Source organism: Catenuloplanes niger, from assembly GCF_031458255.1.
In the GTDB taxonomy this organism is placed as follows: Bacteria; Actinomycetota; Actinomycetes; order Mycobacteriales; family Micromonosporaceae; genus Catenuloplanes; species Catenuloplanes niger.
This window is the reverse complement of record NZ_JAVDYC010000001.1, coordinates 6,307,048-6,332,530: the sequence shown is the minus strand read 5'-3', so window position 1 is coordinate 6,332,530 and position 25,483 is coordinate 6,307,048. Positions and strand designations below refer to the sequence as shown.

The 25,483-nt window shown below is 71.9% G+C and carries 22 protein-coding genes; 13 read left to right on the top strand and 9 right to left on the bottom strand.

What is annotated here, in order from left to right:
• The first annotated feature begins 380 nt into the window (after positions 1-380).
• Positions 381-1,547: a PLL family lectin gene (locus tag J2S44_RS28180; RefSeq protein ID WP_310420067.1), complete on the top strand. Its 1,167-nt coding sequence runs from the start codon at positions 381-383 to the stop codon at positions 1,545-1,547.
• Positions 1,548-1,609: 62 nt separating this feature from the next.
• Here J2S44_RS28180 and yicI read toward each other — a convergent pair whose 3' ends face one another.
• From yicI to J2S44_RS28155, 5 genes are all read right to left on the bottom strand, one after another.
• On the bottom strand, positions 1,610-3,886 hold the full coding sequence (gene yicI, locus J2S44_RS28175; protein ID WP_310420065.1) for an alpha-xylosidase: 2,277 nt from the start codon (positions 3,884-3,886) through the stop codon (positions 1,610-1,612).
• A 22-nt stretch (positions 3,887-3,908) separates the two neighbouring features.
• Positions 3,909-4,763: a carbohydrate ABC transporter permease gene (locus tag J2S44_RS28170; RefSeq protein WP_310420063.1), complete on the bottom strand. Its 855-nt coding sequence runs from the start codon at positions 4,761-4,763 to the stop codon at positions 3,909-3,911.
• A gap of 1 nt (position 4,764) precedes the next feature.
• Positions 4,765-5,676: a carbohydrate ABC transporter permease gene (locus tag J2S44_RS28165; RefSeq protein ID WP_310420061.1), complete on the bottom strand. Its 912-nt coding sequence runs from the start codon at positions 5,674-5,676 to the stop codon at positions 4,765-4,767.
• Positions 5,677-5,748: 72 nt separating this feature from the next.
• On the bottom strand, positions 5,749-7,053 hold the full coding sequence (locus J2S44_RS28160) for an ABC transporter substrate-binding protein (protein WP_310420059.1): 1,305 nt from the start codon (positions 7,051-7,053) through the stop codon (positions 5,749-5,751).
• 79 nt (positions 7,054-7,132) lie between these two features.
• Complete coding sequence (locus tag J2S44_RS28155; protein WP_310420057.1) at positions 7,133-8,158, bottom strand: LacI family DNA-binding transcriptional regulator; 1,026 nt, start codon at positions 8,156-8,158, stop codon at positions 7,133-7,135.
• A 1,121-nt stretch (positions 8,159-9,279) separates the two neighbouring features.
• On the opposite strand from J2S44_RS28155, the gene J2S44_RS28150 reads away from it, so the two are divergent.
• A complete protein-coding gene (locus J2S44_RS28150; RefSeq protein ID WP_310420055.1) occupies positions 9,280-9,864 on the top strand; it encodes a DUF3558 family protein in 585 nt (194 codons plus the stop codon).
• Between the two features lie 135 nt (positions 9,865-9,999).
• On the opposite strand, the gene J2S44_RS28145 is transcribed toward J2S44_RS28150, so the two are convergent.
• Entirely contained in the window at positions 10,000-11,391 is a 1,392-nt protein-coding gene (locus J2S44_RS28145; RefSeq protein WP_310420054.1) for a family 43 glycosylhydrolase, read from the bottom strand.
• A gap of 115 nt (positions 11,392-11,506) precedes the next feature.
• Between J2S44_RS28145 and J2S44_RS28140 the strand changes: the two genes are divergently transcribed.
• On the top strand, positions 11,507-12,457 hold the full coding sequence (locus tag J2S44_RS28140) for a TIGR03557 family F420-dependent LLM class oxidoreductase (protein ID WP_310420052.1): 951 nt from the start codon (positions 11,507-11,509) through the stop codon (positions 12,455-12,457).
• Here J2S44_RS28140 and J2S44_RS28135 read toward each other — a convergent pair.
• Positions 12,440-12,904, bottom strand: a complete 465-nt coding sequence (locus J2S44_RS28135; RefSeq protein WP_310420050.1) for a MarR family winged helix-turn-helix transcriptional regulator — start codon at positions 12,902-12,904, stop codon at positions 12,440-12,442. The genes J2S44_RS28140 and J2S44_RS28135 overlap by 18 nt on opposite strands.
• Before the next feature lie 126 nt (positions 12,905-13,030).
• On the opposite strand from J2S44_RS28135, the gene J2S44_RS28130 reads away from it, so the two are divergent.
• The 7 genes from J2S44_RS28130 to J2S44_RS28100 all read left to right on the top strand — a co-directional run bounded on the left by J2S44_RS28130 (position 13,031) and on the right by J2S44_RS28100 (position 20,506).
• Positions 13,031-13,660, top strand: coding sequence for a hypothetical protein (locus tag J2S44_RS28130; RefSeq protein ID WP_310420048.1), 630 nt, complete (start codon positions 13,031-13,033; stop codon positions 13,658-13,660).
• Between the two features lie 192 nt (positions 13,661-13,852).
• A complete protein-coding gene (locus J2S44_RS28125) occupies positions 13,853-15,883 on the top strand; it encodes an endo-1,4-beta-xylanase (protein WP_310420046.1) in 2,031 nt (676 codons plus the stop codon).
• Between the two features lie 156 nt (positions 15,884-16,039).
• On the top strand, positions 16,040-16,687 hold the full coding sequence (locus J2S44_RS28120) for a hypothetical protein (RefSeq protein WP_310420044.1): 648 nt from the start codon (positions 16,040-16,042) through the stop codon (positions 16,685-16,687).
• Positions 16,688-16,748: 61 nt separating this feature from the next.
• The gene (locus J2S44_RS28115) at positions 16,749-17,738 is read left to right on the top strand and encodes a diacylglycerol/lipid kinase family protein (protein WP_310429963.1); all 990 of its coding nucleotides are present in this window, start codon (positions 16,749-16,751) and stop codon (positions 17,736-17,738) included.
• Complete coding sequence (locus J2S44_RS28110; RefSeq protein WP_310420042.1) at positions 17,735-18,853, top strand: YihY/virulence factor BrkB family protein; 1,119 nt, start codon at positions 17,735-17,737, stop codon at positions 18,851-18,853. The genes J2S44_RS28115 and J2S44_RS28110 overlap by 4 nt, the downstream gene beginning before the upstream one ends.
• Before the next feature lie 56 nt (positions 18,854-18,909).
• A complete protein-coding gene (locus J2S44_RS28105) occupies positions 18,910-19,689 on the top strand; it encodes a phosphatase PAP2 family protein (RefSeq protein WP_310420040.1) in 780 nt (259 codons plus the stop codon).
• A 10-nt stretch (positions 19,690-19,699) separates the two neighbouring features.
• Positions 19,700-20,506 carry an endonuclease/exonuclease/phosphatase family protein gene (locus tag J2S44_RS28100; RefSeq protein ID WP_310420038.1) on the top strand — a complete coding sequence of 269 codons (807 nt, stop codon included), beginning with the start codon at positions 19,700-19,702 and terminating at the stop codon, positions 20,504-20,506.
• Between the two features lie 28 nt (positions 20,507-20,534).
• On the opposite strand, the gene J2S44_RS28095 is transcribed toward J2S44_RS28100, so the two are convergent.
• Positions 20,535-21,245 carry a GAP family protein gene (locus tag J2S44_RS28095; protein WP_310420036.1) on the bottom strand — a complete coding sequence of 237 codons (711 nt, stop codon included), beginning with the start codon at positions 21,243-21,245 and terminating at the stop codon, positions 20,535-20,537.
• Positions 21,246-21,331: 86 nt separating this feature from the next.
• On the opposite strand from J2S44_RS28095, the gene J2S44_RS28090 reads away from it, so the two are divergent.
• Genes J2S44_RS28090 through J2S44_RS28080 form a run of 3 tightly spaced genes read left to right on the top strand, consistent with a single transcriptional unit; the run spans position 21,332 to position 23,321 of the window.
• Entirely contained in the window at positions 21,332-21,934 is a 603-nt protein-coding gene (locus J2S44_RS28090; protein WP_310420034.1) for a TetR/AcrR family transcriptional regulator, read from the top strand.
• Between the two features lie 47 nt (positions 21,935-21,981).
• The gene (locus J2S44_RS28085) at positions 21,982-22,761 is read left to right on the top strand and encodes an MBL fold metallo-hydrolase (RefSeq protein WP_310420032.1); all 780 of its coding nucleotides are present in this window, start codon (positions 21,982-21,984) and stop codon (positions 22,759-22,761) included.
• Positions 22,758-23,321, top strand: coding sequence for a DedA family protein (locus tag J2S44_RS28080; protein ID WP_310420030.1), 564 nt, complete (start codon positions 22,758-22,760; stop codon positions 23,319-23,321). The genes J2S44_RS28085 and J2S44_RS28080 overlap by 4 nt, the downstream gene beginning before the upstream one ends.
• A gap of 52 nt (positions 23,322-23,373) precedes the next feature.
• Here the strand turns inward: J2S44_RS28080 and J2S44_RS28075 are convergent, their stop codons facing one another.
• On the bottom strand, positions 23,374-25,482 hold the full coding sequence (locus J2S44_RS28075) for an alkaline phosphatase family protein (protein WP_310420028.1): 2,109 nt from the start codon (positions 25,480-25,482) through the stop codon (positions 23,374-23,376).
• Position 25,483: the final 1 nt, after the last annotated feature.

The following is a 25,483-nucleotide window of genomic DNA, read 5'->3' as shown; positions in this document are numbered from 1 at the left end:
CGCGGCCCGGCCATCCACGTCGATACGGGCCCACGGGCGCGGCCGGTAGCACAGGGCAGCGGTGACACCGCGGCGATTCGCCGCAAATCATCCGGTTGCCCGCGCTAACAAACCGTTAATATCGCGTTATTTCGTCCTATTTACTTTAAGTGTCACTTACGCGACAGGCATCGCGGCGTGGCGGCGCGAAGAAGTGGCCACGGAGAGGCCATCGGCAAATTACGCTCCGTTGTGGTCGGTCAGAACGGGCATTGCGCGCGTATCGGACTCGACCGCAAACCCCACCAGCCAGGGGCGCGTACGACCCGGACCTCCACCATCCGTCCGACCAGGACGGCTTGGTCCGGGGCCGCGCCACCTGAACCGGAAGGAGAAACGTCATGGAGGGTGCAGTCGCAACCCGACGTGTACGGGGCGCCATTGTCACGGCCACCGCGCTCACGCTGTTCGGCGGCGTCATCGGCTCGGCTCCGGCCCAGGCCGCGCCGGTCGTGGAGGCCAAGCCGGTCGTCACGCGCAGCGCCGGCCCGGCCGAGGCGCCCGCGATCGACACCGCGCTCAACCGCGACGGCCGTCTCTCGGCGTTCGTCCGCGGCACCAACGACGCGGTGTTCGTGAAGACGCAGATCAAGCGCGGTTCCAGCTCGTGGACGAACTGGGTCAGCCTGGGTGGCGTGGTCACCGGCGCCCCGCGCGTCGGCATCGACGAGGCCCGGCGGATCCAGGTGTTCGCCCGCGGCACCGACAACGCGATCTGGACCAAGCGCCAGACCTCGCCGAACAGCTCCAGCTGGACCTCGTGGACCAGCCTGGGCGGCGTGCTGAACAGCGACCCGACCGTCACCTCGGACCAGGCCCGCCGCCTGACCGTCTTCGGCGAGGGCACGGACGGCGCGGTCTGGACGAAGCGCCAGAAGGACCGCAACAGCACGAACTGGACGAGCTGGCAGTCGCTCGGTGGCCAGATCACCAGCGAGACCTCGGTGTCGTTCGACAAGGACCAGCGGCTGAACATCTTCGCCCGCGGCACCGACGACGCACTGTGGACCCGTCGCCAGTCCTACGCGAACAGCGGCAGCTGGACGCCGTGGAAGACGGTCGGCGGCGAGCTGACCAGTGACGCCGAGCCGGTGCTGGACGGCAAGGGCCGCATCCAGGTCTTCGCCAAGGGCACCGACGACGCGCTGTGGACCCGTCGCCAGATGTCGCCGAACAGCGGCAACTGGACGAACTGGACCAGCCTGGGTGGCGTGCTGACCAGCAACCCGGCCGCGGTGCTCACCAAGAGCGGCAAGCTGCAGGTCTTCGTGCGCGGCACCGACAAGGCGCTCTACACCCGCGTGCAGCACGGCACCGGCAGCGCCGGCTGGACCGAGTGGGCCGGCGAGGGTGGCGTGCTGACCAACGAGATCGAGGCGTCCGGCAACCACGACTGGCGGATCTCCGTCTTCGTGCGCGGCACGGACAACGCCCTCTACGCGAAGTCGCAGTGGGCGCCGAGCAGCCCGTACAGCTCCTTCGCCTACCTCGGTGGCACGCTGAAGTAAGGATCCGAAAGGCAGCGGGGGTACGGCGCACGCCGTACCCCCGCTGCCTTTGGGTGAAGGTCCTACAGCGTCACGACGTGGCTGGACGTGTCCGCGGACAGGTCCACGACGGCGCCGGCGTGGCCGAGCCGGACCCGCCAGGGCAGCGGCTCGCCGGACTCGCGGGTCACCGTGATCGCGTCGCCGGAGCGCGTGACCGAGAAGCGCGCGGCCTCGGTCCCGTCGGTCGCGGGGACGGAGACGGACGCGTCGAAGCCGTCCGGCAGCGCGTAGAGCGCGAGCGTCACGCCCCGCGCGTACTCGTAGTCGGGCCGGTCGTCGACGTCGCCGAGCGCCAGCACCGTGCCCGGCCGGACCAGCACCGGCACCTCACCGAAGCCGACCGTGCGGCGGTGCCACGCCGGACCGGTGAACGTCTCACCGGTCTGCAGGTGCGTCCACTCGCCGGCCGGCGTGTAGAACGTGGTGTCGCCGTCCTCGCTGAACACCGGCGCGACCAGCAGGCTGTCGCCGAGCATGTACTGCCGCTCGACGTGCGTGACCGCGAGGTCCTCGGGGAACTCGACGATCATCGGACGCATCACCGGCACACCCTGCTCGTGGGCCTGCACGGCCTGGCCGAACAGGTACGGCATGATTCGCGCCTTCAGCTTGGTGAACGTGCGCAGCACGTCCACCGCCTCCTCGTCGAACTCCCACGGCACCCGGTAGGACTGGCTGCCGTGCAACCGGCTGTGCGAGCTGAGCAGGCCGAACGGGATCCACCGCTTGAACACGGCCGGGCGCGGCTTGCCCTCGAAGCCGCCCATGTCGTGGCTCCAGAACCCGAAGCCGGACGCGGACAGCGACAGGCCGCCGCGCAGGCTCTCCGCCATCGCCTCGAACGTGGACTCGCAGTCGCCGCCCCAGTGCACCGGGAACTGCTGGCCGCCCGCGGTCGCGGAGCGCGCGAAGAGCACCGCCTCGTTCTTCCCGCGCACCTCCTCCAGCACGTCGAACACGACCCGGTTGTAGAGGTGCGTGTAGTAGTTGTGCATCTTCTCGGTGTCCGAGCCGTCGTGCCAGACCACGCCGCGGACCGGGATGCGCTCGCCGAAGTCGGTCTTGAACGCGTCCACGCCCTGCTCGAGCAGCCCGCGCAGCTTCGACGCGTACCAGGCGCAGGCCTCGGGGTTGGTGAAGTCGACCAGCGCCATGCCGGCCTGCCACAGGTCCCACTGCCAGACGTCGCCGTCGGTGGTCTTCAGGAAGTAGCCGTTGGCCACGCCCTCCTCGAAGAGCGCCGAGCGCTGCGCGATGTACGGGTTGAGCCACACGCAGATCTTCAGGCCGCGGTCCTTGAGCCGCTTGAGCATGCCGACCGGGTCCGGGAAGACCTTCGGGTCCCACTCGAAGTCGGTCCAGTGGAACTCGCGCATCCAGAAGCAGTCGAAGTGGAAGACGGACAGCGGCAGGTCGCGGTCGGCCATCCCGGAGACGAACTTGTTGACCGTCTCCTCGTCGTAGTCGGTGGTGAACGACGTGGACAGCCACAGCCCGAACGACCAGGCCGGCGGCAGCGCGGGCCGGCCGGTCAGCGCCGTGTACCTGCGCAGGATCTCCTTGGGCGTCGGCCCGTGGATGACCAGGTACTCCAGCTCCTGGCCGGGTACGGAGAAGCCGACCCGGGACACCGACTCGGACGCCACCTCGAACGAGACGCCGCCGGGGTAGTTGACGAAGACGCCGTACCCCGCGTTGGTCAGGTAGAACGGGACGTTCTTGTACGCCTGCTCGCTGCTGGTGCCGCCGTCCTCCTGCCAGATGTCGACGACCTGCCCGTTCTTGACGAACGGCCCGAACCGCTCGCCGAGCCCGTAGACGGTGTCGCCGACGCCGAGCAGCAGCTGCTCCCGGACGTACGAGCCCTCGCCCTCGACGTCCAGCGCGGCCAGGTTCTTGTAGCCGCTGGACGTCAGCAGCCGTCCGCCGGCCAGGAAGTCCAGCTTCCACTGGTCGCCCTTGTGGAACCGGACGGTCAGGTCCCCGCTGGTCAGCGACGCGAACTGCTCGTCGTCGGTGATCTCGACGGCGACGTCCGAACCCGCCAGATCGAATTCCGGGGTACGGGGGCGCCGCCCGGCGAAGTGTGTCGTCTTGATCGAGATGACGCCCGGCGCCGGCGAGGACGCGCGGACGGTCAGCAGCGGCAGGTTGAGCGTGTCGCCCCGGGTGACGATCCGCTTGGTCGGCGCGTAGACGGTCAGCGCGTCCCGGTCGACCTGGACGTCGCGGACCTCCATCGGATACATGGGGCTCACCCCGTCCCGCATCCGCCAGTAGCCGTTGCTGAACTTCATTTCCGGGTCCTCCGAGGATGTGTCACTTGACCGCGCCCGACATGACCCCGCGGGTCAGCGTGCGCTGGAAGATGAGGAAGAACAGCACCGCGGGCACGATGCCCAGCAGCGCGGACGCGGCCGTGGTGGTGATGTCGACCTCGCGCTGTCCCTGGAGCACGGCCAGCGCCAGCGGCACGGTCTGCAGGTCGTTGTCGATCAGGAAGATGAGCGGGAGGAAGAACTCGTTCCACGTCCAGATGAAGAAGAACGTGAAGAGCACGGAGAGCGTCGGCCAGCTGGTCGGCACGACCACGCGGATCAGCGTGCGCAGCTTCCCGGCGCCGTCCAGCGCCGCGGCCTCCAGCAGCGACGGCGGGAAGTCCCGGAACACGCTGGAGAGCAGGTAGGTGCCGAACGCGGCCTGGATCGCGGTCAAGATGATGATCACCATGAGCCGCGTGTTGTACAGGTCGAACTGCTTCGACAGGTAGTACAGCGGGTAGACCAGCGCCTCCTGCGGCAGCAGGTTGGCCAGCAGGAAGAACATCAGGAATGCGGTACGGCCACGGAGCCGGCCGATGCCGATCGCGTACGCGTTGAGCACGCTGATGATCACGGCGAGCACCGCGACCGAGGCCGCGATGACGAAGCTGTTCCAGAGCTTCTCGCCGAACTCGACCCGGTTCCAGAAGTCGATCATGCCCTGGAAGTAGAGCGTGGACGGCAGCGCGAGCGGCCCGCCCTGGCTGTAGTCCTCGGAGGACTTGAACGCGTTGATCAGCACGACCAGGAACGGCGCCAGCACCAGCCCGGTGAAGACCGTCAGACCGGCCAGCACGAGCGTCTTGGTGGCGAGGCCGCCCTGCTTGGCCTTTTTCACGGTTTGAGTCGACATATCAGGCTCCCCGCCGCTCGTCGGCGGTCTGGATGCGCAGGAAGACGTAGGTCAGCACGATGATGATCAGCGTCAGCACCGTGGAGATCGCCGCGCCGTACCCCGCGTTGAATTTCTCGAAGAAGTTCTGCCACGCGAAATAGGACGGGACCAGCGTGGAGTTGCCGGGTCCGCCGCGGGTCAGCACGAAGATCTGTCCGAAGATCTTGAGCGCCGAGATGGTGGTCGTGACCAGCACGACGTAGATCTCCGGCTTGATCAGGTGGACCGCGATCCGGGTGAACTTCTGCCACCAGCCCGCGCCGTCCAGGTCCGCGGCCTCGTAGAGCTCGGGGTCGACACGCTGCAGGCCGGACATGAACATCACGACCGGGTAGCCGAGCTGGACCCACACCATCACGAACATCACCGACCAGAGCGCCCACTTCGGGTCGCCGAGCCAGTTCTGCGCGAGGAAACCGAGCCCGATGCTGTCCAGGATCGAGTTGAAGACGCCGGTGCTGGAGTTGAGGAACCAGCCCCACACGATGCCGGTGACCGCGACCGGGAGCACCTGCGGCAGGTAGAGGCCGGAGCGGAAGACGCTCGCCGTACCCGGGCCGATCTTCTTGCCGACGTAGTCGAACAGGACCGCGGCGAGGAAGAGACCGAGCAGCGTCGGTACGACCACCATCGCGACGATGATGAAGAGGATGTTCCGGAACGACGCCCAGAAGTTCGCGTCGCCGAGAAGCCGCTCGTAGTGCTCCAGCCCGACCCACTGCGGGGTGCCGATGCCCTGCCAGCGGGTGAAGCTGATCCCGATGTTCATGATCAGCGGAATGACGATGACGGCGGTGAAGAGCAGCACGCCGGGGAGCAGGAAGAGCAGATAGCCGCTCTTGCCGCCCTGCCGGGACCGGGTCTTGGCCATGGTGAGGGGGGTGCCTTTCAGTGGCGGACCCGCGCCGGCGACCCGAGGGCCGCCGGCGCGGTGCCGGTGCTGCTACTTGCCGATGCTGGCGAGGTTGTCGTTGTACGGCGTGGCGATCTCGTTCAGGACCGCCGCCGGGTCCTTGGAGCCGTTGATCAGGTTCTGCATGCCGGCCACGAGCACGTCGTAGTAGCCGGGTGCCGGCCAGTCCGGGTAGAACGCGAGACCGTTGGCGGCGTTGATCTTGTTGAAGTTCTCGATCAGTTCCTTGTTCTTCGGGTCGGTGATCGCGGACACGTCCGCACCGATCGGGACGCCACCGGAGTTGCCGAGCAGCGCCTGGATCTCCGGCTTCATCGTGATCTCGATGAAGTCGTACGCCAGCGACTTGTTCTTCGCACTGGTCGGGACGACCCACAGGTTGCCGCCGGAACCGGCCTGCAGCGTGTTGCCCGGGAACAGGAACGTGCCCCAGTCGTACTTGATCTCATCGGTGAACCGGCCGTACCACCAGGAACCCGAGATCAGGATCGGGGACTTGCCCTGGATGAAGTTCACGCCCATGTCCTCGGCCTTGACGCCGGCCGAGTCCTTGGCGATGTAACCCTTGCTGACCCACTCGGCGAACTTGGTCGCGCCCTTGGTCATCTCCGGGCCCTGGAAGTTCACCTTGTTCTTGTAGAGCTGGTAGTCGTCGACGAACGTGTTCGTCGCTCCGGAGAGCGCCAGCTGGTAGAAGATCTGCTGCGCCGGGTACTCCGCGCCGCCGACCGCGAGCGGGGTCTTGCCGTCGTCCTTGAACTTCTGCATGACCGTCTCGAACTCGGCCAGCGTGGTCGGCACCTCAAGGTTGAGCCGCTTGAACTCGTCCTTGTTGTAGTAGACCATCACGTACTCGCCGTAGTTCGTGACGCCGTACCACTTGTCGCCGCCCATGACGCCGTTCTGGTCGTACTTGGACGTCGTCGCGATGCTGGCCGGGATCTTCTGGTCCCAGCCGCGCTTCGTGACCTCCTCGGTCATGTCCGTCAGGAGACCCTGCTTGGACAGCAGACCGGCGCTGGCGTTGCCCTTGTTGTACTCCATGAGGTCGGGCGCCTCGTTCGAGTTCAGGATCATGCCGGCGTTCTGCCGGATCTGCTCGAAGCCCTTCTCCTCGTAGACCACCTCGACGCCCGGGTGGGACGCCTTGAAGTCCTCGATGGCCTTGGCCCAGGCGATGCCCATCGCGCTGTTCGGGCCCTCGTAGTGCCACAGCCTCAGGGTCTTGCCGTCGCCGGAGTCGCCGGAGTCGTCGCCGCCACAGGCCGCGAGTCCGAGGGACGCGGTCACGGCCAGCGCGGCCGCGACAACCCCTATCTTCCTGGTACGGAACATGCCGTCCTCCTGATGGAGCGGTTGGTGCCTCTTGTGAGTGGATAAGAAAGACGTGCCTCTTCGGTACGGAACCGGGAAATCAGTTCCCGGTCCCCGGTTGTCGGGTCGCCGGGCCGGTGCTGTCGCGCAGCACCAGCCGGCAGGGGATGAGCTGTTGCACGAGTGGAACCTCGCGCCCCTCCAGGCGGTCGATGAGCACCTGCACGCCCAGCCGGCCCAGCTCCGCCGCGGGCGGGTGGAACGTGGTCAGCGGCGGGTAGGTCATCTCGGCGACCCGCTCGGAGGAAGCGACCGAAAGTACCGAAAAATCCTCGGGGACGCGCGCCCCGTGTTGCGCGATGGCGGCCAGCACGCCCGCGCTCGCCCGCTCGTTCATGACGATCAAGCCGGTCACGCCGGGTGCGGCCGCGTTCATCTCGCGCCAGATCTGGCGGCCGGCCGTCGGCGAGTCGTCGCAGAAGCGGCTGATCCCGTGCGCGCCGGCGGCGTCCTCGAACGCCCGGGCGGCCCGGACCGACGGCCCGTACCCAGCGTCGAACGAGGCCCGCGAGTGGTTGATGAAGCCGATCCGCTCGTGGCCCAGCGCGGTCAGGTGCGCCACCGCGTCGCGGATCGTGCTCTCGAAGTCGATGTCGGCGAACGGGTCGTCGCGGTTGTCGCCGGTGCGGCCGATCATGCAGAACGGCACGCCGGTGCGGCGCAGCATCTCGATCCGCGCGTCCGCCAGGTGCACCTCCATGATCACCACGCCGTCGACCAGGCCCTGCCGGGTCAGCTTGGTGAGCAGGTCGGTGTCGCCGAGCGGCGTGGACCAGAGCACCAGGTGATAGCCGAGGTCACCGGCGGTCTCCGCGGCCGCGCTGACGAACTCCATCTCGGTCAGGCCGAGGCCGCGCTCCAGCATCGGAAAGATCAGTGCCACGTTCCGGCTGCGCCGGCTGGCCAGGCCACGGGCCAGCGCGTTCGGCCGGTAGCCGAGCTCCTCCATGGCCTGGTGGATGCGATCCGCGGTGGCCTTCGCGACCGGCCGCGTGCCGTTCAGCGCGTAGGAGACGGTGGAGACCGCCACATTCGCCCGGCGGGCCACGTCGGCCATGGAAGCCATGTGACCCACCTCCTTCGGTGTCTTAAAACCGCAGGTCAGCGGCGTCGAAGCGGTTAGTCGAAACGCTTCGACTGGAAAGCTACGACTGAGACGTACGTCATGTCAATGCCATGACTCCGGGATTTCCTCAGCGTTACCGACCTGCGATGGGAGGGCTCCCAACCCCGGCCGGACGACGGCGGACCGAGGGTGGGACACCCGCCGGGCAGGGGCCGGAGAGCGCGGGCGGGCAGGTCACCGAGGCCCCGCACGGCCTCCGGCGACCGCCGGAACCGCGGCTTGCCCCAGCCGCCGCCGACCATCGGGACCGGGCCGCGCGGATCGCCGCCGACCGCCGCAACCAGGCCACACGAATCCGCCGCCGACCCTCGGAACCAGCCCCCACGAATCACCACCGACCGCCGCAACCAGGCCACACGAATCCGCCGCCGACCCTCGGAACCAGCCCCCACGAATCACCACCGACCGCCGCAACCAGGCCACACGAATCGGCACCGACCATCGGAACCGAGGCCACGCGAATCGCCACCGACCATCGGAACCGAGGCCCGTCCGGCCGCCTCGGACCGCCGGAACCGGGCCGCGCGGGTCGCCGAGGCCCACCCGACCACCGCGGGGACCGGAGCCCCGACACCGGGAACTCCAGCGACGCGAAGCCGGGAACCGCAGCCACGCGGAAACCGGCACCTGGGAACCGTTGCCACCCGAAACCGGCGATGGCAGCCGCACGAGGTCGGGAACCGCTACCGCCCGAACCCGGGGACCGCGAACCGGGACCCGCGGAACCGGCGCCACGCGAACCGGCGCCACGCGAACCGGGACGGGGTTGTGCGAACCAGCAACCGCCGCCGCGCGACATCGGAACCGCCGCCGCGCGACATCGCGGCCCGGCCGCGCGACATCGCGGCCGCCGCCGCGTGAAACGGGGAACCGCCGCCGAGCGAACCCGGGAGCCCGGGGTCCGCGCTCCCCCGGTTGACCGGTGCGACCTGCGGCGATGCCGGTGTTCCGGTGGACTCCCGGAAATGTGCCGTGATTCGGCGCGCGCCCGCCGTGGGCCGCGGACGTGGCACAGGCTTCGGGATGTCCCGCCACCCGACCTGCCTTTCGGAGAGTCCGAGATGATCCGCCGCCGCGTCCTTCCGTTGATCGCCGCCGCCGTCCTCACCGTGCCCGCGCTCTCCGGCTGCATCCTGATCAGCACGGAGAATCCCGAGCCCGCGACCCCCGCCGCCACCACGCCCGCACCGGCCGCCACCGGCAAGCCCTCCGGTCTGCCGAACGCGCTGCCCAGCGCCGCACCGGGCCGGCCGGGCGGCGCGAAGCCGGCCGACGGCGCCACGATCGGCGACCCGTGCGACCTCCTGACCCGGATCGAGGTCATCGCGCTGACCGGCCGCCAGGTCAGCCAGATCGACAAGGACGGCGAGGACGAGACCGCCGCGGCCCGCTTCTGCCAGTGGCAGCTCGCCGACGGTCAGCTCGCGGTCTTCCTCAGCCACACCACCAAGACCGAGTTCGCCCGGCAGGCGACCACCGGCACCCCGGTTCCCGGCCTCGGTGACGACGCCTTCGTCCAGTCCGGTCACCTCTACGTCCGGACCGGCACGCTGCTGCTCGACGTCTACGCGCGGGGCGGCGAGGACGCCGCGAACCTCAAGGTCGCCAAGCAGGTCGCCACGAAGATCCTGCCCAAGCTCCGGTGATCCCCCGCCGCTGACGCCCCGGCACGGTCAGAGCCGACCGGCCACCGCTTCTCCTCCCGCGGGCCGCGGGTCGGCGCGGTCGGCAGGCCGGAGCGCACCGTGATCCACCGCGCGACGGGACAGGCGCGCCGCCGGTCAGGGCGTCGGGACGACCGGGCGGATGGTGCCGTCGGCGTTGAACGTCATCGGGTCGATCGCGGTCTCCCGGTTGGTGCCGTTGTCGGCCGGGATCGCGAAGCGGTGGTAGGCGATGTACCACGTGTCGGTGCCGGGCGCCCGGACCACCGAGTGGTGACCGGGCCCCTTGATGCCCACGTCGAGACGTTTCTGCAGCACCACGCCCCGCGGGGTCCATGGCCCGAGCGGCCCGGGCCCGGTGGCGTACGCGACGCGGTAGTCCTCGCTGCGGGTGTCGTTCTCCGACCACATCAGGTAGTACAGCCCGTTGCGCTTGAAGACGAACGTCGCCTCGTTGAAGCCGGCCGGGGTGATCGTCCGCACCTGTGCCGGGTCGAACGACACCATGTCCGCGTTCAGCGGCACCGCCCGCGCCACGCCCTGCCCCCAGTACAGGTAGGACCGTCCGTCGTCGTCGGTGAAGACCATCGGGTCGATCGCCTGCCCGCCGGGGAACTGCCCGGACCGCACCAGCGGCACGCCGAGCGCGTCGCGGAACGGGCCGGCCGGCGAGTCGGAGACCGCGACGCCGAGTTGCTTGGCCGTGTCCCCGGTGGCCGCGCCGCCGCTGAAGTAGAGGTAGTAGCGCCCGTTCGCGGCCGCGACCGCGGGCGCCCACGCGGAGTTGTCGGCCCAGCTCACGTCCGGCCCGTGGTCGAGGACGACGCCGTGGTCGGTCCAGGTGATCAGGTCGGTGGACGAGAACGCCTTGTAGTAGGTGCCGGACCAGCCCGCGTACCCGTCGGTGGTCGGGTAGAGGTAGTAGCGGCCGTTGAACGCGGTGAGGTGCGGGTCCGCGAACAGGCCCGGGACGACCGGGTTCCGCGTCGTCCGCGGCGCCCACGGCGCGGTGATCCGGAACGAGCTGTCCGCGCGGAACGCCGCCGTGTCGACGAACGTGTCCAGCCAGAGCGCGAAGTCGCGGTGCCGGATCCGCCGGTCCGGGTAGTTGTAGGAGGCGAGCGCGCCGTCCACGGCGCAGAACGTGGCGTCCGCGCGGAACGTGGCGTCGCCGGTGTTCGCGTCGATCCGCAGCCGCCAGTCGCGGTGCCGCAGGAACTGCCCGTTCCTCGCCTGGAACGAGTGGCACGCGGGCGAGGCCAGGCCGTTGACCACGGTGAACGTGGCGTCCGACTTGAGCTGGGCCGAGCCGGCCGCGGTCACCGGGTCGAGCCGGGCGAGCGAGTCCTGGTGCCGCACGTACCGCCCGGGGTAGTTGACCGCCTCCAGCGAGGCGGCGCCGGCCGGCAGCGGCGCGGCCCGCGCGGCCGAGCCACCGATCAGGACGAGGGACGTGGACAGGACGAGGGACGTGGACAGGACGACGCCGGCGAGCACGGATCGAAGCACTGTCGCCCCCTCAAACAGATCCAAGGGTACGAATGTTAGCGGTCACATGGCCGGTGTCAAGGTTTGCCGGTCCGCGCGCGGGTAAGGCGTACCCGTCGAAGGAGGTTTTCCACCCATGGTGTCCATTGGCTATACGTTGATGAGTGAGCAGTCCGGGCCGCGCGAGCTGGTGGATTACGCGATCCGTGCGGAGGCGGCCGGGTTCGGCCACCTGGTGATGTCCGACCACTACAACCCGTGGCTGGAGTCGCAGGGGCACTCGCCGTACGCCTGGTCGGTGCTCGGCGCGGTCGCGCACGCGACCTCCCGCGTGGAGATGCTGTCGTACGTCACCTGCCCGATCCGCCGCTACCACCCGGCGGTCGTGGCGCAGAAGGCGTCGACGGTCGGCGTGCTGTCCGAGGGCCGGTTCACGCTCGGGCTCGGCTCCGGCGAGAACCTGAACGAGCACGTGGTCGGGCCGTGGCCGCACGTGCAGGACCGGCACGACATGTTCGAGGAGGCGCTGCAGATCATCCGGCCGCTGCTGGCCGGCGAGCGCCTGACCTACTCCGGTACGTACTTCGACGTGCCCGAGGCCCGGATCTGGGACCGGCCCGAGGCGCACGTGCCGATGGCGATCGCGATCTCCGGGAAGTCCTCGGCCGAGCTCGCGGCGGAGTACGGCGACGCGGTCGTCGCGATCGAGCCGGACGCGAACCTGCTGGACTCGTACCGGGAGGCGGGCGGCGCCGGGAACCGGTACGGCCAGGTGCCGATCTGCTGGGGCCCGGACGAGAAGGCCTGCCGCAAGATCGTGCACGACCAGTGGCGCTGGTCCGGCCTCACCTGGAAGGTGAACGCGGAGCTGCCGGAGCCGGAGTCGTTCGCGGCCGCCACCCAGACCGTGCGCGAGGAGGACGTGGCCGAGGCGGTCAGCTGCGGTCCGGACGTGGAGAAGCACGTCGCCGCGATCCAGAAGTTCGTCGACGCCGGGTTCAGTCACGTGGCCGTGGTCCAGGTCGGCGGCGACAGCCAGCCGGAGTTCCTGGAGTGGGCGCAGAAGGAGCTACTCCCCCGCTTCTGAGCGGTGGCGCATCACGTCGTCGGCCAGCTTGAGCTGCAGGTCGGTGATGCGGTCGAGGAACTCGGCCACTACGGCGGCGGCGTCCGGCCCGAGCGCCGCCGCCACCGGGTCCATCGTGTCGAAGACGCGCCGCATCCCGTTCTCCCAGCCGTGCCGGGCCCGCTCGGAGACGGTGAGCAGCGTCGAGCGCCGGTCCGCCGGGTTCGCATGCCGGACCAGGAAGTCGTCCCGCACCAGCCGGTCGACCAGCGCGGTCATCGCGCTCTTGCTGATCAGCAGGCGGGCGCGCAACACCTCCTGGGCGAGCGGCTCGTCCGCGATCAGGTGCGCGATCGCCTCCGCGTCGATCGAGTTGATCTTCAGTCGTCGCGCCACCGCGTGGTGCAGCGTCAGGTGCGACTGCTTCATCCGCTCCAGCGCCATGAGCACCGCACGGCCGTCCGCCACGGGTTGCCACCTCTTCGTTAGGATGGTACGAAAATCGAACCAATATAGAACCGTGCACCGGTACGGCCGTGGCCGCGCCTCGTATCAACCTTGCACACGACCGCTGACGCTTGTGAGGCCCGCCCCGTGACATCCGCGCCGCACGTCCGCCGCACCCGCTCCTTACCCGGTTCCGGCGGTTGCACCCCGGCTCCGCCCGGCGCGGCCGGATTCCGGGCCACGCTGCGCCGGCTGCTCGCGGCGGCCGGCCGGGTCGACGACCGCGCCGTGGCCCGCCTGATCGGCGACGCGCTGGAGACCGACGGCACGCTCGACACCTGGGCGCACCTCTGCGCACCCGCGCTCGCCGCCACCGCCGGGCCGGCCAACGCGCCCGAACTGGCGCTCGCCGCCGGCATCCGCGCGGCACTGGACGAGCGCCTGATCCGCCTCGCCCGCCGCGACCTCGCGCCCACCGTGATGCTCACCGCCCCGCCCGGCGAGCCCGGCGACCTGCCGCTCACCGCGCTCGCCGTGGTACTGCTCGAGCACGGCGTGGAGAGCTGGCGCCTCGGCGCGGACGTACCGTGGGCCGCGATCTCCGACGCGGTCGCCCGCGTCGCCCCGGACCGGCTGGTCGTCTGGTCCGGCGGCGCCCGCGGCGCCGAACTGGCCGAGCTGGTGGCCGGTCACCCGGCGGTCGCGATCGTGCCGGCCGGGCCGGCCGTCCCGCTGGCCGAGACCGCCGCCGCCTGCCTGGCCGCGACCGCGCGTTGACGCGCCGCCACGACACCCCATAGCATCGATCACCATCGGTGGCTCGACGGGCTCCACGCGCCCGCCGCACCCGTTCCGGCCGGGAGCCCGGGCCGGTGTGCCGAGCCGCCGCCGGCACGCGGGCTCGTGCCGGGATCCGTCGTGGCCGCGTCACCACGCGTGCCGTCCCCCGCCCGGAAAGGCAGCCCAGATATGCGCGCGACATGGACGCGCCTCGCTCCCGTCGTCGCGGCCGGACTTCTCGCGGCCGTGCTCGTACCGCTGGCGAACGCGCACGCGGAAGCCCCGGTCACGGTCGTGACCAGCACCTTCGAGGACGGCACGGCCGGCGGCTGGGTGCCGCGCGGCGGTGAGACCGTCGCACCGAGCGACACGGTCGCGCACGGCGGTTCCGGCAGCCTCGCGGTCACCGGACGCACCCAGGCCTGGGAGGGACCGGTGCTGGACCTGCTCGACACGTTCCAGCCGGGCACCCAGTACACGATCTCCGCCTGGGTGCGGCTGGCCACCGGATCGGACAGCGCGCGGCTCAGCGTCGAGCGCCGCACCGGCGGCACCACCTCCTACGATCAGGTGGTCGGCAACACCGCGCTCACGGCCGGCGCCTGGGTGAACCTGACCGGCCGGTACACGCTCACCGCCGCCGTCGACTACCTCACGGTGTACGTGGAGACCGCGAGCGGCACCGGCGACTTCCACCTGGACGACGTCACCGTCTCGTACCTGCCGGCCACGCCGATCCAGACGGACATCCCGTCGATCAGGGACGTGGTGGACGAGTTCCCGGTCGGCGCCGCGATCACGCCGGCCGCGCTGGTCGGCGAGCACGGCAAGCTGCTGACCAAGCACTTCGACTCGGTCACGCCCGGCAACGCGCTGAAGTGGGACGCGACCGAGCCGTCCGAGGGCACGTTCCGGTTCGCCGACGCGGACACGATGGTGGCGTTCGCGCGGGCCAACGGGATGGCGGTGCGCGGTCACACGCTGGTCTGGCACAACCAGACGCCGGCCTGGGTGTTCCTGGACGCCGACGGCGCGCCGATGACCGCGACCCCGGCGCACAAGGCGCTGCTGCTGGCCCGGCTGGAGGCGCACATCCGCGCGGTGGTCGGCCGCTACGGCGACGACATCCCGGTGTGGGACGTGGTCAACGAGGTGATCGACGAGTCGCAGCCGGACGGGTACCGGCGCAGCCGCTGGTACGAGATCGCCGGGCTGGACTACATCCGGACCGCGTTCCGGGTGGCCCGCGAGGTCGCACCGGACGCCACGCTGGTGATCAACGACTACAACACGAACGTGCCGGCCAAGCGCGACCGGCTGTACGCCCTGGTCGCGCTGCTGAAGAGCGAGGGCGTGCCGGTCGACGCGGTCGGGCACCAGATGCACGTCAACATCGACTGGCCGGCGACCGGCGAGGTCGAGGCGATGATCACGAAGTTCGTCCCGCTCGGCGTGGAGCAGCAGATCACCGAGATGGACGTGTCGATCTACACCGCCGAGTCCGAGTCGTTCCCCACGCCGCCGGCGGACCGGCTGCTCAAGGTGGCGTACAAGTACCGCGACCTGTTCGCGCTCTACCGCCGGTACGCGTCGGAGATCACCTCGGTCACGGTGTGGGGGCTCGCGGACGACGACACCTGGCTGGACACGTTCCCGGTGACACGCAAGGACGCGCCGCTGCTCTTCGACACCCGGCTCCAGGCGAAGGACGCGTACTGGGGCGTGGTCGACCCGTCCAGGATCGGCACGGTCGGCACGCCGACACCCACCGCGAGCACCGGCGGCAGCCCGACACCCGACACCAGCCCGACCCCCAGCGGCAGCCCGACACCCAGCGGCAGCCCGACGCCCAGCACCAGCCCGACGCCGAGCACCGGTCCCACGCCGAGCGGGAGCGCCGGCGCGTGCACGGTCGCCTACCGGGTCACCGGCCAGTGGCCGGGCGGGTTCCAGGGCGACGTGCGGATCACCAACGGCGCACCGACCGCGCTCGCGTCCTGGACGCTCGACTGGGCGTTCACCGGCGGCCAGCGGGTCAGCCAGGTCTGGGGCGGCACCGGTGGCCAGTCCGGCACCGCGGTCACGATCCGCAACGCGGCCTGGAACGGCACGCTCGCGCCCGGCGCCTCCACCACCGTCGGTTTCCTCGCCGGCTGGACCGGCGCCAACCCGGCACCGGCCGCGTTCACGCTCAACGGCACCGCCTGCACCGCGACCTGACCCGCGCGGCGGATCCGGGCGCCGGTCATGCCGTTCGCGCGCCCTGACCGGCGCCCGGCTCCCACGCCGTTCGCGCGACCTGACCGGCGCCGGCTCACCGGCGCCGGTGAGCCGGCGCGGGCCACGCGCGCCCGGCGTGACGCGTATAACCGTGGCATGCCCTGTTACGTGCTGCTGCCCAGCCCGTTCCTCGGTCCCGCGGTCTGGGCGCCGGTCGCCGCGCTGCTCGGCCCGGACGTGGTGGTGCCGGCGCCGCGCGGCGACACCCCGGCGGAGATCGCGGCGTCGTTCGCGCGGCAGATCCCGGACCGGGACGATCTGGTCCTGGTCCCGCACAGCAACGCCGGGCTCTACGCGCCCGCGCTGGCCAGTGCCCGCCGCGCCCGCCGCCTGGTGTTCACCGACGCGATCCTGCCGCCGCCCACCGGCCGTACCGCGGTGGCTCCCGAGGGGTTCCAGCGGGCGCTGCGGGACCTGACCGGTGCGGACGGCCGGTTGCCGCCGTGGACCGGCTGGTGGCCGCCGGAGGCGGTGGACGCGCTCTTCCCCGACGCCGCGACCCGGGCGGCCGTCGAGCGCGAGCAGTCGCGGATGCCGTTCGCCTACCTGACCGCGAGCGTGGACGCACCGGCCGGGTGGGACGCGCGGCCCGCGACCTACCTCGCGTTCGGCGACGCCTACGCGGACGAGCGCGCCGACGCGGAGCGCCGCGGCTGGCCGGTCCGCACGTTCCACGGCGGGCACCTGCACATGCTCGCCGACCCCGCCGGCGTGGCCGCCGCGATCGCCGAATCACCCGAGTGAGCTGTGGCGTACGCCCGATGGGTCGCTCGCCGCGCCCGGTTGTTGCACACTGTCGGCCGTGATGGAAGACAGCGGGCAGCCGCATGCGGTGCTGCGCGCGGCCGTGCCCCGGCCGGTGCGGACGGCGGTGGTGGTCAACCCGGTGAAGGTCGCCGACCTCGACGAGCACAAACGGCTGATCTGTGAGGGGCTGGCGATAGCCGGCTGGCCGGAGCCGCTCTGGCTGCAAACCACGCCCGAGGACCCCGGGCTGGGCCAGGCGCGCGCCGCGGTCCGGGCCGGCGCGGAGGTGGTGTTCGTCTCCGGCGGCGACGGCACCGTGCGGGCCGCGATCACCGGGCTGGCCGGGACCGGCGTGGCGATGGCGGTGCTGCCCTCCGGCACCGGCAACCTGCTGGCCGCGAACCTGGGCCTGGAAGGGCACGTGGCCGCGGCCGTGCAGGTGGTGCTGGACGGCGGGCGGCGGCTGATCGACGTCGGCGAGGTGGACGAGACCGGTGACTGCTTCGCGGTGATGGCCGGCATGGGCTTCGACGCGCAGATGCTGGCCGGCACGTCCGAGCGGGCGAAGAAGCGGATCGGCTGGTTCGCGTACCTGTTCGGCGCGGCCCGGCACCTCCGGGACCGGCCGATGCGGGTGCGGATCAGGCTCGACGGCAACCGGGTACTGGACCGGCGCGCCCGTACCGTGCTGATCGGCAACGTGGGCCGGCTGCAGGGCGGGGTGCGGCTGCTGGCCGACGCGGAACCGGACGACGGCCAGTTCAACGTGGCCGTGGTCACCGCGCGCAGCCTCGGCCAGTGGGTGGTGCTCGGGCTCGGCGTGCTCTACCGGTGGCGGCGGGTGCCGCGGATGGAGCTGTACACCGCGTCCGAGGTCGAGATCCGCAGCAACCGGGCGCAGCCCCGGCAGCTGGACGGCGACCTGATCGCGCCGGCCGAGGTGCTGCGCGTCCGGCTCCGGCCGAAGGCGCTGGTGCTGTGCGTGCCCCGGCCGGAGCGCGCCCGCGACCTGGCCGAGGGGGCCGACCGGGTGAAGGAGAAGGCATGAGCAGCACCAATCAGGTCCCCGAGACGCAGCTGATGTCCGGGGACGAGCTGTCCGCGGACGACGCCTGGCACGCGCTGCGCGTCTACGGCCGCTGGCACCTGTTCCACGACGCCTTCGTCCGGTTCCGCTACGGCGACGGGTTCAGCCACTCGCGCGCGCTCGCACTCCAGCTGTGCCTCGCGGTGGTGCCGTTCCTGATCGCGCTCGCCGGTCTCGCCACCGACCTCGGCGTCGAGGAGGGCGGCCTGGTCGTGGCGGACACGATCCTGGCGCTGACCCCCGGTGCCAGCCACGACGTGGTCGCGGACCTGCTCACCGAGGACGACGCGACCGAGGACGCGGGTGAGCTCGCGCTGACGCTCGGCCTGATCACCGGCATGGTGTCGCTCACCCAGACGATGGCGCAGATCGAGCGCGGCGCGAACCGGATCTACGGCGTCGAGCGGGACCGGCCGGCGGTGCTGAAGTACGTCCGCGCCGCCGCGCTGGCCGTGCTGGCCGGCGTACCCGCGCTGTTCGGCTTCCTCACGCTGGTCGCCGGCCGGCCGTTCGGCGACTCGATCGAGGCCCGCTACCCCGGCTGGGGCGCGATGTTCTCGGACGTCTGGGACGTGGTGCGCTGGCCGGGCAGCCTCGCGCTGGTCATCTTCGCGATCGGGGTGATCTTCCGGTTCGCGCCGCGCCGCCGCCAGCCCGGCCTGTCCTGGCTGCTGTTCGGCGCCACGCTGGCCACGATCCTGTGGTGGGCGACCAGCCTGCTGCTCGCCGCGTACGTGCGCTTCTCCGGCGGCTTCGGCGAGACGTACGGCCCGCTGACCGGCATCATCGCGCTGCTGCTGTGGGCCAACCTGACCGGGATCGCGCTGTTCCTCGGCCTCGCGTTCGCGGCCCAGCTGGAGGCGGCCCGGGTCGGCGCGCCCGAACCGGCCGAGCCGGACCGCTGGCAGCCCACGGCCAAGGACGACCGCCCGCACGCGCCGCGCCTGCCCCGGCCCCGGTCCGCGAAACAGCAGACCATCAAGGCCTCGCGGGTACGGTCGTTCAGCGCCGGCTTCGCGGTCAAGCCGGACGGCGCCCGCAAGACCGTCCGGCCGCGCAGACGCCCCGTGGTGTAGCCGGCCGCCGCGCCGGGTAGGAGACCGGCTCGTCTTTCCCCCGGAGGTCGAGCCAGATGACGGCGTGGCGGCGCTTCACCGAGCGATCCGCGTTCGGCCTGCTCGCCCTGCTCGCGTTCGGGTTGCTCCTGCTGCTCGTCCGCGCGGAATGGCCGCCGCTGCACGCGCTCGACCACGCCGTCGCCGCGGACCTCAACGCGGTCGTGTCCCGGCACGAACCGCTGGTCGCGGCGCTCCGGGGGATCTCGGTGCTCGGCGGCCCGCCGGTCACGCCGCTGCTCGTCGCCGTGGTCGCGGCCGGCCTGCTGCTGCGCCGGCGGGTCCGGCCCGCGCTCTACCTGGTCGTCACCGGGCTCGGCGCGCTGATCCTCGATCCGACGCTGAAGACGCTGGTCGGGCGGCTGCGGCCGATCGTCGACGTGCCGATCGCGGCCGCGCCCGGCCACAGCTTCCCGAGCGGTCACGCACTCGGCACGGTCGTCGCGTACGGTGCCGTGCTGCTGATCCTCGTGCCCGTGCTGGGGCCGTTCCGGCGGCGTGTCGCGATCGCCGCGTGGGCCACGCTGGTGGTGCTGGTCGGCTTCACCCGGGTCGCGCTCGGCGTCCACTTCGTCTCCGACGTCGTCGGCGGCTGCCTGCTCGGGCTCGCCTGGCTCGGCATCACCACCCACGCGTTCCGGCTCAGCTTCCGCACCGGCGGCCTCGACCCGGCTCCGCACCCCGCTCTCCCCACGACCGATCGCCCCGGCGCGGCCGGCACCTCGGGCACGGCGGGTGACGGCGACGGTGACCGGCGCCCGGCGCGCGCCGGTGGGTGCACGGACCGGCCCGGTTAGGAGAACTCGCATGGCGCTGACCGTGATGACCTACAACATCCGCAACGGGGGCGGCTCGCGGCTCGACGACATCCTCGGCGTCATCGACGCGCACCGGCCCGACCTGCTCGCGCTGCAGGAACTGCGCGGCTGGGACAACGACGGCGCCCGCCGGCTCGCACACGCCGCCGCCGCGCTCGGCATGAGCGGGCACCTGGCCCGCGCCACGCTGGGCATGCCGGTCGCCGTGCTGGTCCGCGCGCCCGGCCGGGTGCGCCGCCACCGCGCGGTCCGGCTGCCGCTGCACCACGCCGCGTCCATGGTGGAGGTGGACACCGACCGCGGTCCGCTGACCGTGACCAGTGCCCACCTCAACCCGTTCTCCAGCTCGCGCCGCCGCCACGAGGCCGCCCGGCTGGTCCGCGAGACGAGTCCCGCGGCCGGGATGGCGTTGCTGATGGGCGACCTGAACGCGCTCGACCCGGACACCGACCACACCGAGCGCCTGGCCGCGATGCCCGGCCTCTACCGCGCCCGCCACGTCCGCCGGCACCTGCCGGACAGGGCCGACACCCGTGCGATCGAGACGCTGCGCACCGCCGGATATCGCGACCTCTGGACCGCCGCCGGCTCGCGGGGCCGGCCGTTCACGGCGCCGACCAGCCGGGGCGGCGGCCGGGAGTTCGCCCGGGACGGCATGCGCATCGACTACGTCCTCGGCAGCGACCCGCTCGCCGCGCTCTGCACCGGGTGCGAACCGGTCACCGGCGGCGCGTCCGAATCCGCCTCCGACCACCATCCGGTGGTCGCCACTCTCGACCTGTCCTGGCCGGCCTGACCCGCGCCGGGCGGCCGGGACGGCCGGGTCAGCCGGTGGTGATCCACTGGTTGAGGACGCCCAGGCGGACGGCGGCGTCGCGGGCGAGGAGGAAGCCGGCGATGCCGAGGACCCAGCCGAGCGTGCTGTCGCTGTGCTTCGCGAACCAGGCGCCGACCCGGTCGAGCAGCGGCTCCACGTGCCGGCGCGCCAGCGCGCGGACCGCGCCGAGCAGCAGCGCGGGCAGGATCATCACCAGGACGTAGCCGCCGAGGACGGTCAGCCAGGCCGGGGCGGACAGGCCGGCGGACGTGATCAGGCCGACCGCGGCCAGGTAGGGCAGCATGGTGGCGACCTCCAGCGTGGCCGCGCCGAGCCCCAGCCCAATCATCGCGGGGACCGTGGCGTTCTCGCCGGTCAGCCGCGCCTTCCAGCGGTCCGCGCGGCCGGGTCCGCGCTTCTTCTTCCCGTCGAACCGGAAGCTGTACGCGAACAGGCCGACGCCGATCGCCAGCTGCGCCCAGTTGACCCAGGCCGCGTCGGACAGGCCGGACAGCGCGGTGGTGGCGGCCTCGGCGCCGAGCACCAGGAGCACGCCGACGAGCGCGTAGAAGACCGCGACGGTGGCCAGGTAGATCAGGAACCGGGAGGCCCGCAGCCGCGGCGAGAGCAACATCCAGATCGGGATGACCAGCGTGCCGATGCTGGTGCTGTCGATGAGCGCCAGTCCGGCCAGGCCGGCGAGCGTCAGAAGATCCACGAGCGTCCTTCCCCGATTTGTTTTCGCACGGTCGTGTGAAAAACAAAGTAACACGGCCGTGCTAAAAAAGACGGGTGCCTCGAATCGTGGATCATGAACAGCGCCGGCGCGAGCTCGCCGCCGCGGTGTGGCGGGTGATCAGCCGGGACGGGCTGGACGCCGCGTCCGTCCGGGCGGTCGCGGCGGAGTCCGGCTGGTCCACCGGCGCGATCAGGCACTACTTCTCGACCCAGACGGAGCTGCTGACGTTCGCGGCCCAGCTGATGATGGAGCGGGTGCCGGAGCGCATCCGGGTGCACCTCGGCGACGCGTCGCTGACCCCGTTCGACCGGGTGATCGCGGTGCTGGAGGAGCTGCTGCCGCTGGACGAGGAGCGCCGCATCGAGGTGCTGGTCTTCGTGGCCATCGCGGACCGGTCCCGGCTCGCCCGCGGGCTGGACGCGGCGCGCGACGCGGCCTGGAACGGCACCCGCTACCTGTGCCGGCTCGCGGTCGCCGGGCTGCGCGGGTTGCCCGCGCCGGACGAGCTGACCGGCCCGCTGGACGATCCGGACCTGGAGGCCCGCGCGGGACGGCTGCACGTCATCGTGGACGGGCTGTCCCTGCAGGCGCTGATGTACCCGCGCCAGATGCCACCGGCCGCGGTCCGCGAGACGCTCACCACGGCGTTGCGCGAGATCACCCGGTGAGGCGTCTCCGTGCGGGCGGTCGATGATCGTCCCGTACGGTGGGGATCGTGGACAGCGCGGCGGTAACGGCCACGTGGTGGGGGCACGCCACGGTCTGGCTGGAGGACTCGGGGGTTCGGCTGCTCACCGACCCGCTGCTCGGTGAGCGGCTCGCCCACCTGCGCCGGGTGCGTGGTCCCCGCCCGGTGCTGCCCGGCCCGCCGGACGCGGTGCTCGTCTCCCACCTGCACGCCGACCACCTGGACATCCCGTCGCTGCGCCGGATCCCGCCGGACACGGTGTTCGTGGTGCCGCGCGGCGCGACCGGCCTGATCCACCGCCGGCTGGGCGGGCACTACTCCGGCAACTGCGTCGAGCTCGCGGCCGGCGAGGAAACCAAGATCAAAGATGTCACGGTACGGGCGGTGCCCGCCGCCCACGACGGCGGCCGCGGCCCCTGGTCACGGCTGCGCGGTGACGCGCTCGGCTTCCTGATCGAGGGCTCGGCCCGCACCTGGTTCGCCGGCGACACCGGCCTGTTCGACGGCATGTCGCTGCTCGGCCCGGTCGACCTGGCGCTGGTGCCGGTCGGCGGCTGGGGCCCGAGCCTGCACCCGTCGCAGCACCTCGATCCGGCCGGCGGCGCGGAGGCGGTGCGCCGGGTCGGCGCGTCCGCGGCGATCCCGATCCACTACGGCACGTTCTGGCCGGTCGGCATGGGCCGGGTCCGACCGCACATGTTCCACTCCCCCGGCACCGAGTTCGCGCGGCTGACCGGGGAACGGCTGCCGGAGGTGCGCACCCACCTGCTCGCGCCCGGCGAGACCGCGGACCTCGGCGCGTCGTGACGTTCGGTCTCGGCGGCCTGCTGTCCCTGTTCGGCGTGGTCGCGTTCGGCGCGGTGCTGCCGGTCGTGCCGACCGGCGCGGCGGTGAGCGGCGCGGCCGCGCTGGCCGCGCACGGCAACCCGTTCATGGTCGTGCTGGTGGTGCTGTCCGGCGCGCTCGGCGCGTACCTCGGCGACCTGGTCACCTACGCGCTGTGCCGGTGGGGCGGCGAGGCGCTGGCCCGCCGGCTGCGCTGGCTGCGCGGCAACGCCCGGCTGGACCGGCTCGGCGCCGAACTGCGCCACCGCGAGGTGCCGGTGCTGCTGGTCTCCCGGCTGGTGCCCGGCGGCCGGATCCCGATGCTGCTGGCCGCGAGCGTGATCGGCGTGACCTGGCGGACGTTCCTCTACGCGAACGCGCCGGCCTGCCTGTTGTGGTCAGCGGTCTACGCCAGCGTCGGCCTGCTCGGCGGCACCGTCTTCCCGCGCCCGTGGGAGGGCGTGGTGGCCGCGATCGTGCTGGTCGTCGTGGTCACCCAGGTGGCCGGCTGGGTGCACCGCCGGCGCGAGGCCGCCGCCTGACGGCCAGGCCCCGTTCCACAGGGGATGCCCGGACCGCGCTCCGATACCGGGCCTAGTCCTCGATCTCGGGCGTGCGCACGCCGAGTTTCTCCAGCCAGACGAGCAGTTGCCGGTGCACCGCGTCCGGGCCGACGAACTCGTCGGACTCGCGGGCCCAGGCTGCCGGGTGCACCACCATCGCCTCGGTCTGCCAGCCGCCCAGCCCGCCGTGCGAGCCGACCAGTTCCTCGAACGCGGCCACGTCCTCGGTCGCCGGGTCGACCGGGCTGATCAGCACCAGGTCGCCGACGTGGTCCATGCCCTGGTGGCGCAGCAGGTCGGCGCGGGCGCGCGGACCGTACGGCAGCAGCGGGTCCTCGCCCTCGACCGTACCCCCGGCCAGGTGGTGTGATCCTCTCGCGCCGTGCGCGACCGGTCCGCCGGCCTCGTCCACGACGAGCAGCCCGACCCCGGGGTGCGAGATCAGGCCCTCGACCAGACCGGGGTACGCCGCGTCCAGCTCCTCGCGGGTGGCCTTGCCGGGCAGGTGCGGCAGGTAGACCATGGCCAGGTTGCCGGACGCGACCACCACGGACTCCGCGTCGCCGGCCTCCACCGCGGACTTCTCGCTGTCGGCCGGGCCGAGCGTGACCTGACCGTCCTCGGAGCGCTTGCGGGTGGCCGCGCGGGTCGCGGCCGCGGTCGCACCGGACCGGTTCGCGGCCTCGGTGAGCAGCGCGTTCACCGGCCCCCACTGCTCGACCGGCGCGGTCGACGAGCGGGCCGGGCCGGCCGGGCGGACCAGCCGCTGCACCACGTCCTCGATCCGCTCGCCGTGCCGCTGCCGGAACGTGGCGCCCTGTGCCTGCCCGTGGTCGGAGAGGATCACCAGGTGGTAGTCGCGGGGCGCGTCCGCGGCCAGCCGGTGCAGCACGCCGACCACCCGGTCCAGGCCCTCCAGCGAGTGCAGCGCCTCGTTGCGGGCCGGCCCGGCGTGGTGCGCCACCTCGTCGTAGTCGACGAAGTCGCAGTAGACGACCGGCGCGCCCTTCGCCATCTGTTCCGCGATCAGCGACACGTTCAGGTCGCGGAGCAGCACGTTCGTGGCCGGGCGGAGCAGCAGGTAGTAGCCGCCACGGCCGATCCGCGGCTGCACGTCACGCCGTCGCTGCTGGCGGCTCTGCCACAGTTCCTTCATGATCTCGCCGAAGCCGAGCACCAGCGCGCGGGCCAGTCCGAACGTCATGAACGCGGCGTAGCCGGAGGAGGACGGGCCGGGCAGCGCCGCACGGGACACGGTGAGCAGCGACGTCTCCGCGTCGCCGGAGAACACGTTGCTGATGCTGACGCCGCCGTCCCGGAGCAGGCCGTGGCCGGTGGAGAGGCGGCGCTCGATCTCCGCGGCGTCGCGCGGCCGGTTCGTCACCATCAGGCGATGTCCGGCCTTCTCGTACCAGCGGAACGCGGGCACCTGGCGCACGTCGCCGTAGAGGATGCCGGCCTGCACCGCGGGCGTGGTGGCCGGCACGCCGGTGTGGAACGAGGCCAGCCGGTGCGTGCCGTCCCGCAGCCAGCGGCCCAGGTTCGGCAGGTTGCCGGCGCGCACGGCCCAGCGCAGCAGCGGCGCGGACACCCCGTCCAGCTGGACGATGATCAGGCCCTCCCGGTCGGGGTCGTCCGGGCCCGGGTTGCTGCGCCGCACGCGCGACATCAGCCGCATGGTCTCCAGCACGAACGTGTCGTCGGTGCCGGCGTCGACCACCCAGTTGACCACCGCGGCCAGCGCGAGCGCGATCCAGGAGGCGGCGAACGCGACCTCGAAGCCGGTGACGCTCGCGGCCGGGTTCAGGCGCAGCGCGACGTACATGATGATCGCCTGCACCACCACGCCGAGCAGCAGCGCGCCGAGCCCGCCGAGCACGGTGGCCACCCCGAGCAGCAGTGGGCGCAGCAGCGCGCCGACGCCGGTGACCAGCGCGACCAGCCAGAGCAGCGCGACCAGGCCGCTGGCGTTGACGCCGGGCAGCAGCCAGAGCGTGGCCGCGAGCACCACGAAGGAGGTGGCCATCGAGCGGACCAGCGCCCGGAACCGGGGGACCGTGGGCCGCCAGTCGCGCAGCACCCGGAATCCCAGCCGGAGCCGGCCTGGTTCGGCCTGTTTCAGGCTGGGGCGGTCGAGCATC

What these genes read in the sequence shown, in the direction of transcription:
- J2S44_RS28180 (WP_310420067.1), top strand. Translation starts at nt 381, where the DNA reads ATGGAGGGTGCAGTCGCAACCCGACGTGTACGGGGCGCCATTGTCACG.
- yicI (WP_310420065.1), bottom strand. Translation starts at nt 3,886, where the DNA reads ATGAAGTTCAGCAACGGCTACTGGCGGATGCGGGACGGGGTGAGCCCC.
- J2S44_RS28170 (WP_310420063.1), bottom strand. Translation starts at nt 4,763, where the DNA reads ATGTCGACTCAAACCGTGAAAAAGGCCAAGCAGGGCGGCCTCGCCACC.
- J2S44_RS28165 (WP_310420061.1), bottom strand. Translation starts at nt 5,676, where the DNA reads ATGGCCAAGACCCGGTCCCGGCAGGGCGGCAAGAGCGGCTATCTGCTC.
- J2S44_RS28160 (WP_310420059.1), bottom strand. Translation starts at nt 7,053, where the DNA reads ATGTTCCGTACCAGGAAGATAGGGGTTGTCGCGGCCGCGCTGGCCGTG.
- J2S44_RS28155 (WP_310420057.1), bottom strand. Translation starts at nt 8,158, where the DNA reads ATGGCTTCCATGGCCGACGTGGCCCGCCGGGCGAATGTGGCGGTCTCC.
- J2S44_RS28150 (WP_310420055.1), top strand. Translation starts at nt 9,280, where the DNA reads ATGATCCGCCGCCGCGTCCTTCCGTTGATCGCCGCCGCCGTCCTCACC.
- J2S44_RS28140 (WP_310420052.1), top strand. Translation starts at nt 11,507, where the DNA reads ATGGTGTCCATTGGCTATACGTTGATGAGTGAGCAGTCCGGGCCGCGC.
- J2S44_RS28125 (WP_310420046.1), top strand. Translation starts at nt 13,853, where the DNA reads ATGCGCGCGACATGGACGCGCCTCGCTCCCGTCGTCGCGGCCGGACTT.
- J2S44_RS28120 (WP_310420044.1), top strand. Translation starts at nt 16,040, where the DNA reads ATGCCCTGTTACGTGCTGCTGCCCAGCCCGTTCCTCGGTCCCGCGGTC.
- J2S44_RS28115 (WP_310429963.1), top strand. Translation starts at nt 16,749, where the DNA reads ATGGAAGACAGCGGGCAGCCGCATGCGGTGCTGCGCGCGGCCGTGCCC.
- J2S44_RS28110 (WP_310420042.1), top strand. Translation starts at nt 17,735, where the DNA reads ATGAGCAGCACCAATCAGGTCCCCGAGACGCAGCTGATGTCCGGGGAC.
- J2S44_RS28105 (WP_310420040.1), top strand. Translation starts at nt 18,910, where the DNA reads ATGACGGCGTGGCGGCGCTTCACCGAGCGATCCGCGTTCGGCCTGCTC.
- J2S44_RS28100 (WP_310420038.1), top strand. Translation starts at nt 19,700, where the DNA reads ATGGCGCTGACCGTGATGACCTACAACATCCGCAACGGGGGCGGCTCG.
- J2S44_RS28075 (WP_310420028.1), bottom strand. Translation starts at nt 25,482, where the DNA reads ATGCTCGACCGCCCCAGCCTGAAACAGGCCGAACCAGGCCGGCTCCGG.